Origin of the sequence: Algoriphagus sp. Y33 (assembly GCF_014838715.1) — a bacterium.
Taxonomy (GTDB): Bacteria; Bacteroidota; Bacteroidia; order Cytophagales; family Cyclobacteriaceae; genus Algoriphagus.
In genome coordinates this window covers 6,131,672-6,148,301 of record NZ_CP061947.1, presented here as the reverse complement: position 1 = coordinate 6,148,301, position 16,630 = coordinate 6,131,672, and the positions used below count along the sequence as shown (strand labels likewise).

General features: G+C 46.0%; 10 protein-coding genes and 2 rRNA genes. 5 read left to right on the top strand and 7 right to left on the bottom strand.

The genetic code is table 11. The annotated features are described in order from the left end of the window. Positions 1-69: 69 nt before the first annotated feature. The 7 genes from ID165_RS25345 to ID165_RS25315 all read right to left on the bottom strand — a co-directional run bounded on the left by ID165_RS25345 (position 70) and on the right by ID165_RS25315 (position 10,174). Positions 70-2,951: ribosomal RNA gene (locus ID165_RS25345) — 23S ribosomal RNA — on the bottom strand. 129 nt (positions 2,952-3,080) lie between these two features. Next, positions 3,081-4,600 (bottom strand): 16S ribosomal RNA (locus ID165_RS25340). The 16S and 23S rRNA genes sit together here, the layout of an rRNA operon. A gap of 580 nt (positions 4,601-5,180) precedes the next feature. After that, positions 5,181-5,777, bottom strand: a complete 597-nt coding sequence (locus tag ID165_RS25335; protein WP_192348171.1) for a DUF1080 domain-containing protein — start codon at positions 5,775-5,777, stop codon at positions 5,181-5,183. Further along, a complete protein-coding gene (locus ID165_RS25330) occupies positions 5,774-6,538 on the bottom strand; it encodes a DUF1080 domain-containing protein (protein WP_192348170.1) in 765 nt (254 codons plus the stop codon). Before ID165_RS25330 ends, ID165_RS25335 begins: the two co-directional genes overlap by 4 nt. Positions 6,539-6,663: 125 nt before the next feature. Then, on the bottom strand, positions 6,664-7,461 hold the full coding sequence (locus tag ID165_RS25325) for an ABC transporter substrate-binding protein (RefSeq protein ID WP_225586893.1): 798 nt from the start codon (positions 7,459-7,461) through the stop codon (positions 6,664-6,666). A gap of 26 nt (positions 7,462-7,487) precedes the next feature. Next, entirely contained in the window at positions 7,488-8,552 is a 1,065-nt protein-coding gene (locus ID165_RS25320; protein ID WP_192348169.1) for a M42 family metallopeptidase, read from the bottom strand. Between the two features lie 38 nt (positions 8,553-8,590). Then, positions 8,591-10,174, bottom strand: coding sequence for an acyl-CoA carboxylase subunit beta (locus ID165_RS25315; protein WP_192348168.1), 1,584 nt, complete (start codon positions 10,172-10,174; stop codon positions 8,591-8,593). Between the two features lie 222 nt (positions 10,175-10,396). Between ID165_RS25315 and ID165_RS25310 the strand changes: the two genes are divergently transcribed. The 5 genes from ID165_RS25310 to ID165_RS25290 all read left to right on the top strand — a co-directional run bounded on the left by ID165_RS25310 (position 10,397) and on the right by ID165_RS25290 (position 16,569). Next, positions 10,397-11,341: an exopolyphosphatase gene (locus ID165_RS25310; RefSeq protein ID WP_192348167.1), complete on the top strand. Its 945-nt coding sequence runs from the start codon at positions 10,397-10,399 to the stop codon at positions 11,339-11,341. A gap of 56 nt (positions 11,342-11,397) precedes the next feature. Next, entirely contained in the window at positions 11,398-12,468 is a 1,071-nt protein-coding gene (locus tag ID165_RS25305; protein ID WP_192348166.1) for an Ldh family oxidoreductase, read from the top strand. A gap of 690 nt (positions 12,469-13,158) precedes the next feature. After that, entirely contained in the window at positions 13,159-13,620 is a 462-nt protein-coding gene (locus ID165_RS25300; RefSeq protein ID WP_192348165.1) for a hypothetical protein, read from the top strand. A 113-nt stretch (positions 13,621-13,733) separates the two neighbouring features. Then, complete coding sequence (locus ID165_RS25295) at positions 13,734-15,101, top strand: Gfo/Idh/MocA family protein (protein WP_192348164.1); 1,368 nt, start codon at positions 13,734-13,736, stop codon at positions 15,099-15,101. 100 nt (positions 15,102-15,201) lie between these two features. Next, the gene (locus ID165_RS25290; protein WP_192348163.1) at positions 15,202-16,569 is read left to right on the top strand and encodes a Gfo/Idh/MocA family oxidoreductase; all 1,368 of its coding nucleotides are present in this window, start codon (positions 15,202-15,204) and stop codon (positions 16,567-16,569) included. The last annotated feature ends 61 nt before the right edge of the window (positions 16,570-16,630 follow it).

Genomic DNA, 16,630 nt, shown 5'->3' with positions numbered 1-16,630 from the left:
ATCTTAAGTTCTTTCCAGATACCCCGTACCTGGGAAAACAACATGTCTTGGCAGAAACTGTAACAAACAGCGCGTAAGTTTTTGGGCAATTAGTACTACTCGGCTATGGCATTGCTGCCTTTACACCTGTAGCCTATCGACGTCATCGTCTCTGACGGCCCTAGTTGGAAGTCTCATCTTGAGGGGAGTTTCGCACTTAGATGCTTTCAGCGCTTATCTCTTCCCGACGTAGCTACCCGGCAATGCAATTGGCATCACAACCGGTACACCAGCGGTCAGTCCAACCCGGTCCTCTCGTACTAAGGTCAGGTCCTCGCAAACTTCCCACGCCCGCAACAGATAGGGACCGAACTGTCTCACGACGTTCTGAACCCAGCTCGCGTGCCACTTTAATGGGCGAACAGCCCAACCCTTGGGACCTTCTTCAGCCCCAGGATGTGACGAGCCGACATCGAGGTGCCAAACCTCCCCGTCGATATGAGCTCTTGGGGGAGATCAGCCTGTTATCCCCAGCGTACCTTTTATCCTTTGAGCGACGGCTCTTCCATTCAAAACCGCCGGATCACTATACCCGTGTTTCCACCCTGCTCGGCTTGTCGGCCTTACAGTCAAGCTCCCTTATGCTATTGCACTCCACGTACGGTTACCAAGCGTACTGAGGGAACCTTTGGAAGCCTCCGTTATCCTTTTGGAGGCGACCACCCCAGTCAAACTACCCACCAAGCAATGTCCCCCTATACAGGGGTTAGATACCAGACAAACAAAGGGTGGTATTTCAACAGTGACTCCACGGATCCTGGCGAACCCGCTTCAACGTCTCCCACCTATCCTACACATCATTTGTCCAGTACCAATACTAAGTTGCAGTAAAGGTGCATGGGGTCTTTCCGTCCCGTTGCGGGTACGCGGCATCTTCACCGCGACTACAATTTCACCGAGCTCATGGCTGAGACAGTGCCCAGATCGTTACACCATTCGTGCAGGTCGGAACTTACCCGACAAGGAATTTCGCTACCTTAGGACCGTTATAGTTACGGCCGCCGTTTACCGGGGCTTCGATTCAATGCGTCCCTTGCGGTAACATCCCCTCTTAACCTTCCGGCACCGGGCAGGTGTCAGGCCTTATACTTAGTCTTGAAACTTTGCAAAGCCATGTGTTTTTGTTAAACAGTCGCCTGGGCCTCTTCACTGCGGCCCCCGTCGCCGGGGGCGCCCCTTCTCCCGAAGTTACAGGGCCATTTTGCCGAGTTCCTTAGCCATGATTCACTCGAGCACCTTAGGATACTCTCCTCGACCACCTGTGTCGGTTTGCGGTACGGGTAATTATACGCTTAGCGCTAGAAGTTTTTCTTGGAAGCCCTTAGGATCACTATCCGCCTGTCCGAAGACGCACGGTACTGTCAGCTTCGGCTAAACCCACGCATTTTACTATGGGTCCAATACCTACTGCCTTTAACGCGGTATTCCGTCACCGCGCGGATCTTTCATCACTCCGTCACTCCATCACCTGTATAATTAGTATGGAAATATTAATCCATTGTCCATCCACTACCCCTCTCGGGTTCGCGTTAGGTCCCGACTAACCCTGATCCGATTAGCGTTGATCAGGAAACCTGGGTCTTGCGGTGTGCGGGTTTCCCGCCCGCATTATCGTTACTCATGCCTACATTTGCTTTTCCAAAAGCTCCAGCACGGCTGACGCCATACCTTCACCGCCGTTGGAATGCTCCCCTACCACTCGCTCCGATAAATCGGAGTCGAATCCTTCGCTTCGGTACCGTGTTTGATGCCCGATTATTATCGACGCCCTGCCGCTCGACCAGTGAGCTGTTACGCACTCTTTAAAGGAATAGCTGCTTCCAAGCTAACCTCCTGGCTGTCTCTGCAGCTGGACCACCTTTGTTCAACTTAACACGGATTTGGGGACCTTAGCGGAAGGTCCGGGTTCTTTCCCTCTCGGACTTGGACCTTAGCACCCAAGCCCTCACTGCCGGTTCTGTATGACGGCATTCGGAGTTCGTCAGGATTTGGTAGGATTTGACTCCCCCTAGTCCTATCGGTAGCTCTACCTCCGCCATACAATTCCCGACGCTGTTCCTAAAAACATTTCGGGGAGTACGAGCTATTTCCCAGTTTGATTAGCCTTTCACCCCTACCCACAGCTCATCCGGAAACTTTTCAACGTTTATCGGTTCGGTCCTCCATTGTGTGTTACCACAACTTCAACCTGGCCATGGGTAGATCACTAGGTTTCGCGTCTACCCCCACCGACTAATTCGCCCTTTCAGACTCGCTTTCGCTCCGGGTGCGGCACTGAATGCCTTACCCTTGCCGGTGAGGAGTAACTCGTAGGCTCATTATGCAAAAGGCACGCCGTCACCACACACAGTGGCTCCGACCGCTTGTAAGCGCACGGTTTCAGGTTCTATTTCACCCCGTTATTCACGGTACTTTTCACCTTTCCCTCACGGTACTAGTCCACTATCGGTCTCTCAGGAGTATTTAGCCTTACCGGATGGTGCCGGCAGTTTCAATCGGGATTTCTCCGGTCCCGACCTACTCAGGATACCCGTCTCAAAAACAACGATTCCGGTACGGGACTATCACCCCCTGCGGTCAGCTTTCCCACGCTGTTCCCGTCTCGTCGTTCTTGATTGTACAGGTCCTACAACCCCGCCCATGCCGTGACATGGACGGTTTGGGCTCTTCCGCTTTCGCTCGCCACTACTCACGGAATCATTGTTATTTTCTCCTCCTATGGGTACTTAGATGTTTCAGTTCCCCACGTTCGCTTCCCTTGCGGGATCCCCGATAAATCGGGGGGGTTGCCCCATTCGGATATCCACGGATCAAACCGCATTGGCCGGTCCCCGTGGCTTTTCGCAGCTTATCACGTCCTTCTTCGCCTCTGAGAGCCTAGGCATCCCCCGTGCGCCCTTATTCACTTACTCTACTCGTGCGGCGCTCGCGCACCGCCTCTGTTACAATTTCTGCTAAACATGTCAATGAACTTTGTCTCCCCCCTTCGGGGGAACGTGTTTGAAGCAATGCAAGACTCCTGGTGACAGGGACTTTTCCAGAAAGGAGGTGTTCCAGCCGCACCTTCCGGTACGGCTACCTTGTTACGACTTAGCCCCAGTTACCGGTTCTACCCTAAACAGCTCCTCGCGGTTACTGCCTTCAGGTCTACCCGACTTCCATGGCTTGACGGGCGGTGTGTACAAGGTCCGGGAACGTATTCACCGCGCCATGGCTGATGCGCGATTACTAGCGATTCCAGCTTCACGGGGTCGAGTTGCAGACCCCGATCCGAACTGAGACGCACTTTTAGAGGTTGGCATCTTATTGCTAAGTAGCTACCCGCTGTATGCGCCATTGTAGCACGTGTGTCGCCCTGGGCGTAAGGGCCATGATGACCTGACGTCGTCCCCTCCTTCCTCTCTGCTTGCGCAGGCAGTCTGTCCAGAGTCCCCGCCATTACGCGCTGGCAACTGAACATAGGGGTTGCGCTCGTTGCGGGACTTAACCCAACACCTCACGGCACGAGCTGACGACGGCCATGCAGCACCTTGTTTCGGGTCATTGCTGACTGCACTGTCTCCAGTGCATTCCCTCACATTCTAGCCCAGGTAAGGTTCCTCGCGTATCATCGAATTAAACCACATGCTCCACCGCTTGTGCGGACCCCCGTCAATTCCTTTGAGTTTCACCCTTGCGGGCGTACTCCCCAGGTGGATTACTTAACGCTTTCGCTTGGCCGCTACATCATATAGACATAACAGCGAGTAATCATCGTTTACGGCATGGACTACCAGGGTATCTAATCCTGTTCGCTACCCATGCTTTCGTGCATCAGCGTCAGTTGTTGGCCAGTACAATGCCTTCGCTATCGGTGTTCCTGACGGTATCTATGCATTTCACCGCTACACCGTCAATTCCATGTACCCCTCCAACACTCAAGCTGTCCAGTATCAATGGCACTGCCCCGGTTGAGCCGGAGTCTTTCACCACTGACTTAAACAGCCGCCTACGCACCCTTTAAACCCAATAAATCCGGACAACGCTTGCACCCTCCGTATTACCGCGGCTGCTGGCACGGAGTTAGCCGGTGCTTATTCATCTGGTACCGGCAATTTCCCCCGCAGGGGCATTTTCTTCCCAGATAAAAGCAGTTTACAACGCAGAACGCCGTCTTCCTGCACGCGGCATGGCTGGGTCAGACTCTCGTCCATTGCCCAATATTCCCTACTGCTGCCTCCCGTAGGAGTCTGGCCCGTATCTCAGTGCCAGTGTGGGGGACCTTCCTCTCAGAACCCCTACTGATCGTCGCCTTGGTGGTCCGTTACACCCCCAACAAGCTAATCAGACGCATGCCCATCCCATACCGATAAATCTTTAACTGTAAAGAAATGCCTCTTCACAGTGCCATGGGGTATTAATCCAGATTTCTCCGGGCTATCTCCCTGTATGGGGTAGGTTGCATACGCGTTACGCACCCGTTCGCCACTCTCAACTACCCGAAAGCAGTCTACCGTACGACTTGCATGTATTAGGCCTGCCGCTAGCGTTCATCCTGAGCCAGGATCAAACTCTCCATTGTAAATTATCATTATATACACTGTCCGTGAAACCGCACGAAGCAAGTCCCACAAACGTCTCCCTGTCTGTTACCAGGTTAATTTTTTTTTCGTCTTACATTACTTCAAAGAACTTGGTACCGCGCATTTGCGGTCTCTGTCAGAGGCTTCAACCTTTCGGTTTCCGTTCCGTTTTTTCCCCTTCCCTGCCGAAGGGAGTGCAAAGGTAAGAGAGATTTTTTAATCTGCAATACGCTCTGCCAAAATTAATTTTTAAAGTTTTTCGGAGGCTTCTCCCTCCCCGCTTTGTCCCCTTCCCTGCCGAAGGGTCTGCAAAGGTAAGTGGTCTTTTCTGACTTCCAAACACCCTCGCAAAATTAATTTTTTCAATGCTTCTTCAGAGCCTTTCCTCTCTTTCCCCGGCTCCGTATGCGCCGTTTGGGAGTGCAAATATCTCCCTTTTTATTTTACCGGCAATAGATTTCTGAGACTTTAACACTCATTTATCGTAACCCGCTGATAGAGACAGAGAAAAATTACAACAAAATAAAAATGCCCTGACAACTCGATCATCAGGGCATTTCATCTATAGCTTTTGGTCTGTTAAAGCTTTTTCAAAACAATGTTTCGCCAGTAAACCTTAATTCCTCCGCCATCATGGATTTGCAGGCAAATACCGCCTTTTCCTTCACCTATTTTGGCATCTGAGAAGTTTACCATTTCTTCTCCATTTAAATAAGATGTGACATTATCTCCTTTGACAACGATCTTCATTTTGTTCCAATCACCAAATTTCAAATACTTGTCTTTTTCCGGATCCGGCTTCACCAACCAGCCTCTACCATAGGATTCATAGATCCCGCCGGTATCATGACCGGGAGGTGCTACTTCTACCTGCCAACCTGAAACTTTTGTTCCATCCACGGTAGATCGAATGAATACCCCACTATTTCCATTCGCTTCTTGCTTGAATTCAAGTGTGACTTCAAAATCATCATACTCTTCATCCGTACCCAAGTAACCATAATCTTCATCAGGACCGCTTTCTGAAACTAACAAACCGTCCTCTACATACCACTTTTCCGTTCCATAAACAGTCCAGCCTGAAAGATCCTTGCCATTAAAGAGTTTGACTTTCTTCTGCGCATACGCAAAATTCACAGATGCCGCCAACAGCATCACCACTACTAATTTTTTCATAGTTTTCTAATTTTAATGTTTTTGAACCAGGTCTCTGCACCATGATCCTGTAGGGAAATCAATCCTGTTTTTGAAATAGCGTAGTCAGGGAAGTCATTCCATTTACCTGAATTACGGGCTGCGGTCCATTCTTCAGAATAAGGCATAAACTCGACAGTCTTCTTTCCATTCAGGTAATAGCTTGATCCTTTTTCCGAGAAAATGATTTTCGAAGTGTTCCATTCACCTGCCGGCTTCACAACTCCTTCATAATCCGGTTCAGTCATAGCATAATCTGCTCCGATTGATTGCCATTTCTCCAAAGGCTCTGCAAACCCCAGCTGATCAATCATCTGATATTCCGGCCCAGTCTCGTATGGAGCCTTGTACTTTGGATCTTCTACCACATGGTAGAGTACGCCGCTATTTCCTCCGGGAGCTATTTTCCAGGTCCATTCCATTTCAAACTGTTCAAATTCTACCGGGGCAAACACAATATCTCCACCGACATCCCCTCCTTTTCCAAGGGCTTTCAAAGCGCCGTCTTCTACTGTCCAGCCATCGGACGGAAAACTATCCCCATTAAATGCTCTCCATCCATCGGTATTGACACCATCGAAAAGAAGCATCCAGCCCTCAGCCTTTTCTTCTTCTGTCAATGAATTTTCCGGCACCAAAACCTCCTCAACAACAGTTTCGGTCACTGAATCATCTGCCGGTTTTGGGCCACATGACCAAGCCAAGGCGAACAAGGCCACCCATGCATATCGTGTATTTTTCATAGTGTATTAAGTTTCAAATTAATTCGATTCAAAAGTTAATTGATTTTTTTAATAAAGTCTTCCGGATAAATAAATTTTTTCATGAGCGGTATCCTGGATTTGCGCTTGTTAAGGATTCCTGACACTCATAAGCTTTCACAATACGCTTTCGCTTTAAGTAGTCTACTTCCATACCAGGAGAAAATCTCCCCATCTACCAGAATGATTTTCGTATTAGGCAAAAAAGATTGAAAATACTGAATATGCATTTCCTTAAAAGGAAAAGGCTCTGAGCTTAGTAAAAGATATTCAGGATTCAGGTCTACTAACACCTCTTCTGAAATCTGAGGATAGCGTGGAATCCGGATCAAGTTCTCGAATCCTGCAAAATCCAGCATCTTATTTATAAAGGTTTCAACACCAGCCACCATAATTGGGTCTTTCCAGATCAAATAGACAGACGTTCCCTTCCTGGAAAGTGGTAAAGCAAAATCTGATTTCAACTGATTGATGATTTCTTCGGCTTTGGCTTGTACGCTTAGCATTTTTCCAAAATGCCCAATCATCTGCAAACTGTCCTCCAGCGTATAGATATCACTCATCCAAACGGGATATTTCTCCATGAGCTCTTCTATGCCGGTTTGCTCATTTTCTTCCTTGTTGCCTATGATAAGGTCTGGCTTCAATGATTCAATTACGTCAACCCTATAATTCTTTGTCCCCCCTACTATAGCTTTCCGCTTTTTCAAGCCTTTGGGATGAACACAAAATTTGGTTACTCCCACAATCCTTTCCTCCAAACCCAAATCTATCAATAACTCGGTCTGCGAAGGAACAAGAGAAATAATCCGCTGAGGCGGATCAGTAACGAAGATTGTGCGATTAAGCTGATCCGTGTAGTTCATCTGAATCGTAGAGTAAAGCCCATAGACCGTGGAAAACATGGCCTATGGACTTTTGAGCTATGGACTTATTTTATATATCTAAAATCAAATGTGGGATCAAACTCCAACAGGAACTCGTACATCAAGTTAATTACCTGCTCAATATCATCTTTGCTCGCAGTCTCCACCGTAGTATGCATGTACTTCAGGGGAAGGGAAATCAAAGCCGATGGTACACCTTCATTGGAATATGCAAAAGCATCCGTATCAGTCCCTGTCACACGTGATGCAGCTGATCGCTGAAAAGGGATCTCTCTCTTCCTTGCCGTGGCGATAATCAGATCCAGCAACTTCTTGTGCACCGAAGCGCCGTAAGTCAAGACAGGCCCGTTGCCTGCCGTGAAATCTCCGCTTACCACCTTATTATATAAAGGAGCGGTAGTATCGTGGCAGACATCCGTAATTATTGCAGCATTGGGTTTGATTTTGGCAGCAATCATTTGAGCTCCGCGAAGACCAATCTCTTCTTGGACAGCATTTACTATATAGAGTCCAAAGGGCAATTTCTTTTTATTCTCTTTGATTCTCCTGGCAACTTGGGCAATCATATATCCTCCGATTCTATTATCAAGCGCTCTTCCAGAGTAGAACTTCCCATTCAGTTCAGTCAATTCGTCTTTGAAAGTGATCACACATCCCACATGAATCCCCATTTCCTCCACTTCATCCTTGGTTCTGGCTCCCACATCAATGAATATATTATCCAAAGTAGGGGTATCTTCTTTGCCGTCTTTTCTTACATGTATGGCCGGCCAACCAAAGACTCCCGGAATCATTCCCTTGTCCGTATGAATATTCACACGCATAGATGGCGCGATCATATGATCCGAGCCCCCATTGCGACGTACATAGATGTAACCGTCGTCTTTGATGTAGTTCACAAACCAGCTGATCTCATCGGCATGCGCTTCGATTACCACTTTATATTCGGCCTTCGGGTTAATCACTGCAACAGCAGTCCCATAATTGTCGGTGAAATAATCATCCACAAATGGCCTAACATAGTCCAGCCAAATCTGCTGACCTGAAGCTTCAAAGCCTGTGGGGGAAGCGTTGTTTAGATAGTTATATAAAAAGGTATTCGAATCCATATTGAAAATTGTATTTGAAAATTGATAATTGTATTTACTTAAAGCGGAATATTCCCATGCTTTTTCCTCGGGATTTTATCCACCTTATTTTCCAGCATTTTGAATGCTCTGATTAATTTGATACGTGTCTCGGATGGCATGATTACTTCGTCAATGAAGCCCCGATTCGCTGCCCGATAGGGATTTGCAAATTTGGACGTGTACTCATCCACTTTTTCTTGAAGTTTGGCGACAGGATCTTCAGCTTCAGCGATTTCCTTCTTGAAAATAATCTCTGATGCTCCCTTCGCTCCCATCACTGCAATTTCGGCTGTGGGCCAAGCAAAGTTCAAATCAGCCCCGATATGCTTTGAATTCATCACATCATATGCTCCTCCGTACGCTTTTCTGGTAATAACAGTAATCCTCGGCACGGTAGCCTCTGAAAATGCATACAGTAATTTTGCCCCATTTGTGATGATCCCATTCCATTCTTGATCCGTTCCCGGCAAAAACCCCGGAACATCAACCAATACCAACAGCGGGACATTAAAGCTATCGCAAGTTCTGACAAATCTTGCTGCCTTGACAGAGGCATCATTATCCAAAACTCCTGCCATGGATTGGGGCTGGTTTCCCACTACGCCTATGCTCCTACCGGCTATTCTGGCAAAACCAACTACAATATTATCGGCAAAATTTTCATGCACTTCAAAGAATGAATTCTCATCAACAATGCCTTTCACCACATCACGGATATCATATGGATAGTTGGGATTCTCCGGTATTAAGGTGTCTAATTCTTTTCTGCTTTCATCTTCCAAAAGCTCATATGAATAAACAGGAGCAATTTCCTCACAGTTTTGTGGCAAATAGCTCAGTATCTTTTTTACATACTGAATACATTCCAACTCATTTGCGCAGGCAAAATGCGTAACTCCGCTTTTGGTACTGTGCGCCGATGCTCCACCCAATTCCTCGGCAGTGACATTTTCCTGAGTAACAGTTTTCACCACGTTTGGCCCAGTCACAAACATATAAGAGGTATTTTCCACCATCAGTATAAAGTCTGTGATCGCAGGCGAGTAAACCGCCCCACCTGCACAAGGCCCCATAATTGCAGAAATCTGCGGAACAACTCCTGAAGCAAGTGTATTCCTATAAAATATATCGGCATAGCCTCCCAGAGAACTTACTCCTTCTTGGATTCTCGCTCCACCGGAATCGTTCAACCCAATAACAGGAGCCCCATTCTTCATGGCCATATCCATGATCTTGCAGATTTTCTCGGCATGAGTTTCGGATAGCGATCCCCCGAATACTGTGAAGTCCTGCGAAAAGACATACACCAATCTCCCATTTATTTCGCCATATCCGGTGATTACGCCATCGCCAAGGTAATGTTCCTTATCCAACCCAAAATCTTTGGCCCGATGCATCACAAACTTGTCTATCTCTTGAAATGTCCCCTCATCCACCAGCAGATCCACACGCTCACGGGCTGTAAGTTTGCCTTTCTTATGCTGTGATGCAATCCGCATTTCTCCTCCACCAAGAAGTGCTTCTGCATTTTTCTTTTTCAGCAATTCGATTTTACCCTCTTTCCCGGGCAACGTATAATTGGGTTTATTCTGATTGTCCATACGATAGTTTTTAGACTTGCCCAAATATAACAGGCTTTGTCAGCTATGGAAAAAAACCTTGATGAATGAATTTGATATAAAAAGTGATTACACCGATCCCCTATATCTGCCATTGACAAAAGTCAGAACCTCCTTTTTCAAAAAATCAGGTAAAAATCCAAAGTTGAAAGACCTCATTTCAAATAACTTTCTATATTCGCCCATCCAAAAAATTGGCAGCGTATGAGTACCCGAAAGGCGGCGGTAATAGACATGGGCACCAATACATTTCATTTGTTATTGGTAGAACTAGATGGTGTAAGTTTTAAAACAATTTACAAGGAGAAAATCCCTGTCAAATTGGGTAAAGGCGGCATCAATCAAAATACACTTGGCCAAGATGCCCAAAAAAGAGCTTTTCATACGCTCAAACATTTCAAAAACCTGATCGATGGGGAACACATAGATCAGGTTTTTGCTTTTGCTACCAGTGCGGTTCGAAATGCCGAAAATGGCTCCGATTTTGTCAAAACCGTCAAAGAAACCCTTGGAATTAATATCCAAGTACTTTCCGGCACAGAAGAGGCCCAGATGATCTATGAAGGAATCCGACTTTCAGGCTCACTTAATGGTCAAACAGAACTTATGATGGATATCGGAGGCGGTTCCGTAGAATTTATCATCGGCAATAGTCAGAAGTCACTATGGAAGCAAAGTTTTGAAATAGGAGGCCAGCGTCTATTGGAGCTTTTTCACTATCATGATCCTATTTTGCCTGAAGAAGTTGAAAAACTTGAAGGCTATTTGGAAGAGAAGCTCCAACCTTTGATTGAGGCTATTAAAACCTACCAACCGGTTGGACTAGTGGGAGCTTCGGGAACTTTCGATACGCTGACAGATATTTATTTCGAATCGATGCTTCAGTGTAAACTCACCGGGCGACATGTATTCGAGTTACCCGTGGAAGAGTATGAGGCTATTCATCGTATGATTCTGAGCAAAAACAAGGAAGAACGTCTGCTGATTCCAGGAATGATCCCTATGCGTGTGGACATGATCGTGGTCGCCTCAAGTCTGATTGAATTTATTCTACGTTACATTGAGGTGGATTTTATCACCTGCTCACATTATGCCTTGAAGGAAGGCGCTATCGCATCCTTGCTGATTCCGGAGCAAACGGCCCTTTAAGCCTATCTAAAAAAATTCCTTTCTTACTTTATTTGCCAGCTTAATCCCCTATAGATATGACCTATTCCTATGAACAACTTCACTCATTTACGTTGGGCATGCTTGCCAAAATCGGCTGTCCGGATGAGCAAGCCAAAACGGCTGCGGATGTGCTGCTCTCAGCTGATCTCCGTGGAGTGGATAGTCATGGAGTAGCGCGACTTTCGGGGTACGTAAGATTATGGGAAAAGGGTAGAATTAATGCCACTCCTAATGTGAGGGTTGTTCATGAAACCCCTTCCACTGCTGTAGTAGATGGGGATGGAGGTCTAGGACTGGTGGTAGCTCCATATGCGATGAAAGTTGCTATTGAGAAAGCCAAAATTGCAGGTACAGGCTGGGTTTCGGTGAAAAACTCAAACCATTACGGCATTGCCGGCTATCATGCGATGCAGGCATTGGATCATGATATGATCGGGATTTCCCTGACAAACGCAAGTCCGCTGGTAGCACCGACTTTTTCTCAGGAAAGACTATTGGGAACCAATCCAATTGCAGTTGCAATACCGGCAAAAGATCAGCCTCCTTTCGTAGCAGATTTGGCTACAACTACAGCTGCCAACGGGAAATTGGAAATTTTACAACGCAAAGGGCTGGATACGCCCACAGGCTGGGTGCAGGACAAAGATGGGCTTCCCACTACATCTGCCAATGGCGTAAAAGATGGTGGAGCATTGCTTCCGTTGGGTGGAGACAGAGAGCATGGTTCGCACAAAGGATATGCACTGGGCTCCGTCGTGGACATTTTTTCCGCAGTGCTTTCAGGTGCCAATTATGGCCCATGGGTTCCTCCTTTCGTGGCATTCTTAGAACCGGATCCAAATCCTGTGGGAGAAGGAATCGGTCACTTTTTCGGAGCGATGCGTCTGGATGCATTCCGTCCTGCAGATGAATTTAAAGCCCATATGGACAATTGGATCTCTCGATTCCGTGCTGCCAAACCAACCCCAGGAAATGAAAAAGTCCTGATCCCTGGAGATCCTGAACGTGAATTGGAAGCTATTCGCATGAAAGAAGGAATTCCATTGCTTGATCCGGTGGTGAAGGACTTGACGGAATTAGGGGAACGGTTTGGAGTGAAGCTTTAGGAATGTTGGATGTGGGATGTCGGCTGGCCGATGTAGCCTAGCTTCTTTATGAATAAAAGATCGAGTAAAAAAAGAGACCTTTTGTTTGTATAAATTTTTAAATTGGCTTTATACCTTTTTACAAGACGTCTGACAGTCCTAGAAAATTCAAACTCGACCGATCCACCTTCCAAGCAAGAAATGCTTATCAGCAAGTCAATTATGGGGAAGAATACAGGAATTTGACTTGGCAAGAAAGGATGCGAATCCATAAGTACCTCAATAGCATAGCTTTCGGGTATGATTTGGATAATCCGCCAAAAATGGACAGAACCATATTTAGTGCGCGCTCTCACGAAAAATGATAATCGCTACCATGCAAAGATTTAACTCCAGCATGTTTGTGATTATTATGATTTCAAATGTATTCCTATTCATCCCTTTTACATTTAAGCTTTTGCTGACTGGAGGTGGACCTTTTGCATTTGGGATTCTACTTCTCCCTTTTCAAATTATAGCACATCTATTTTTAATTCCTGCCTTTTTATCTCTAAATAATAAATATCAGGATAATCGCACTTATATATTGATCACCTATATATGGATCAATGGAATAGGAGCCATTATGTCAATTCTTTGGTCAACAATTATCTTGATCCATATCGAATCCTACCGATCTCTTTTTTAGAAAATGTTTTTCTAACTTTGCTTATGCCTCTCTCATCCCTCACTCCCCGCCCATCCTTTGAAATAAACCCAAAACTGGCTAAAGCAGCTCATAATCTAAGCTCACTCTTGGATGCAGTCAGACTCAAAAAGATCCCTGTAAGTACCGAGTTCCAAATCAATGAAATCATATCGGGAGTAAATAGCTTTTCCGGTCCTGATCCACAACTGCTCAAACATATTTCCACTGTACAGGCTACAATTCTCAAACTTCTGGAAAACGAGCTTCAACTAGTCCCAAAAAACCACTATCAAAACCAATGGCTGGCTTTGGGAATGGCTGCTTTTGGGATTCCGTTAGGAGTTGTTTTTGGTGCCGCATTAGGAAATATGGCCTATTTGGGAATTGGATTGCCTATCGGAGTGGCTATAGGACTAGCTATCGGCAGCGGCAAAGACACAGACTCAGCAAAAAGCGGGAGACAACTGGACTGGACTTCTAAATAGTTTATTAGATTCTATTTCCATTCAAAGCGGCCCTATTCCGCCTACTTATAACTTCTTGCCAAAGTCCGTACTTTTTGTAATTTGAAAAGCTAAAACCCTCAAACCCATAACCTATGAATCCCCTAAATAGAAGAGATTTTTTAAAAGGAAGCACTGCCCTGATGTCGCTGGCAAGTTTCGGCTTGCTTGGAATGAATTTCAAAGACCGGGAAGGTCCGCTCCAAGTTGCCCTGATAGGTACAGGCTGGTATGGCAAATCAGATCTTTTCCGACTGATTCAAGTGGCGGATGTAGAAGTAGTAGGGCTTTGTGATGTGGATAGCAAGCAGCTCGCTGAAGCGGGGAAATTAGTAGCCACTCGTCAAAAGTCGGGAAAAGTGCCTGCGCTTTATGAAGATTATAAAGAACTTTTATCGAAAGAAAAGCCTGAATTTGTATTGATCGGATCACCGGATCACTGGCATGCTCTTCAGGCGATTGATGCCGTAAAAAGCGGTGCTCATGTATACCTTCAAAAGCCGATTTCCGTGGATGTGATCGAAGGAGAAGCAATTTTGGCGGCAGCCAGAAAGTATGACCGTAAGGTTCAGATCGGGATGCAACGACGAAGTACTCCGCATCTTGTCCAAGCAAAAAAGGAAATCATCGATTCGGGAAAGCTTGGTAAAATCTCCCATGCAGAAGTTTGCTGCTATTATCATATGCGAAATAAAAGCAACCCCGAAGTAATTCCGGTTCCCGAAAATCTCAATTATGATCTCTGGGCAGGCCCAGCACCCATGCTCCCCTATCGTGGGATACTACATCGAGGCTGGCGGGCTTTTATGGAATATGGCAATGGCATCGTGGGTGATATGTGTGTACACATGCTGGATTCTGTCCGGTGGATGCTTGATTTGAGCTGGCCTGTACAAGTGACTTCTACCGGCGGAATTTATGTAGATAAAGACTCAATTTCCAATATTTCAGACACTCAAACAGCACTTTTTGAATTTGACGAACTGAATGTAATCTGGCAACACCGCACATGGGGCAATCCTGTAGACAAGGACTATCCTTGGGCTTTTAAAATCTATGGAGAAAACGGTATGCTTGCAGGAAGTCCGATGCGTGCTGATTTCTATCCTGAAGGCAAAAATAATGGTGAGCCAATCCATTACCCCGTAGTACTAGAGAAAGAGCAGTATCCGGAAGATATCACTGAAAAAGACATTGAGATCCATGCCGCTCCGGCGACTAGAGAACAACTGAAAGACTGGCTTCAGTCCATAGAAAAAAACACCTTACCAGTTGCTGACGTTCTCCAGGGTCATATCTCCACAGCATCCTGTATTTTGGCAAATATGTCCATGGAGCTGGGAGGAAGACCATTAAAATATGATCCAAAAGCCATGACCGTGATTGATGATGATGAAGCAACGGCACTTTTGAGAAGACCTTATAGGGACGGTTATAAACATCCGGAGCCTGACCCAATCTAAACATTTCTGATTCGTCTTACGTCCACTCATCCAATTCTTGTTGCGAAGGGAATGTGTTTTTGTAACTTATGTGCTACAATAAACCTCAACCCCTTACTCAATGAATGCTCTTAACCGCAGAGATTTTCTCAAAGGCTCATCTGCCTTGGCCACGCTTGCCAGTTTTGGATTATTAGGAATGGATTTTAAAGATCGGGAAGGGCCTCTTCAAGTCGCATTAATAGGTGCGGGTTGGTATGGTAAATCAGACCTTTTTCGCCTGCTCCAAGTAGCAGATGTGGAAGTCGTTGGGCTTTGTGATCCAGATAAAAACATGCTGAAAGCTGCTGGGGACATGGTCGCTACCCGCCAAAAGTCTGGGAAAATCCCTGCTCTATATGAAGATTATAAAGAACTTTTGGCCAAAGAAAAGCCTGAATTCGTACTGATAGGATCACCTGATCACTGGCATGCTCTGCAATGCATTGATGCCCTGAAAGCAGGTGCGCATATTTATGTGCAAAAGCCGATTTCTGTAGATGTAATCGAGGGAGAAGCGATGGTGGCAGCTGCCAGAAAGTACAATAAAGTTGTTCAAGTAGGGACACAACGGAAAAGTACCCCACATTTGATTGACGCGAAAGAGCAAATAATTGATAGTGGAAAGTTGGGAAAAATCTCACATGTGGAGATGTGCTGCTATTTTCATATGCGCGCCGATGGCAATCCACCGGTAGAACCTGTACCGGAGTTTTTCAATTATGACCTCTGGACAGGTCCTGCGCCACTGAGACCTTATGATGGTATTCCACATAAACGTTGGTGGAGAACATTTATAGAATATGGAAACGGCATCACCGGAGATATGTGTGTACATATGCTGGACACTGTACGCTGGATGCTGAAACTAGGTTGGCCGATGCAGATCACTTCCACCGGCGGAATCTATGTACAGAAAGACGGGAAATCCAATATATCGGATACACAATCTGCCATTTTCGAGTACCAAGATTTGAATTTAGTTTGGCAGCACCGAACCTGGGGAAATCCGGACGATCCCGAGTATCCATGGGCCTTTAAGATTTTCGGTGATAAAGGAATGCTGGCAGGAAGTACGATGCGGGCCGATTACACACCATTAGATAAAGATGAAAAACCCATACATTTTGAATGCCTTTTCGAGCGGGAAAAATATCCGGAAGATGTAAATGAACCGGATATCGAGCTGAATGCAGCTCCGGCAACCCGTCTTCATATGCAGGATTGGTTAAAAGCGATCAAAAATAAATCATTGCCGATTGCGGACATTGAAGAAGGACATATTTCTACAGCGTCTTGCATTCTGGCTAATATTTCCATGGACTTGGGCGGTCGGGCGTTGAAATACGATCCCAAGACTATGACAGTAATTGAGGATAAAGAAGCAACTGAGAGATTGAGAAGACCTTATAGAACTGGATATCTACATCCGGAACCTAACAACGTGTAATCAACTTTCAAAAAAACTAAAGCCGAGTCCTCAAAAAATGAGACTCGGTTTCTTTTTTCAG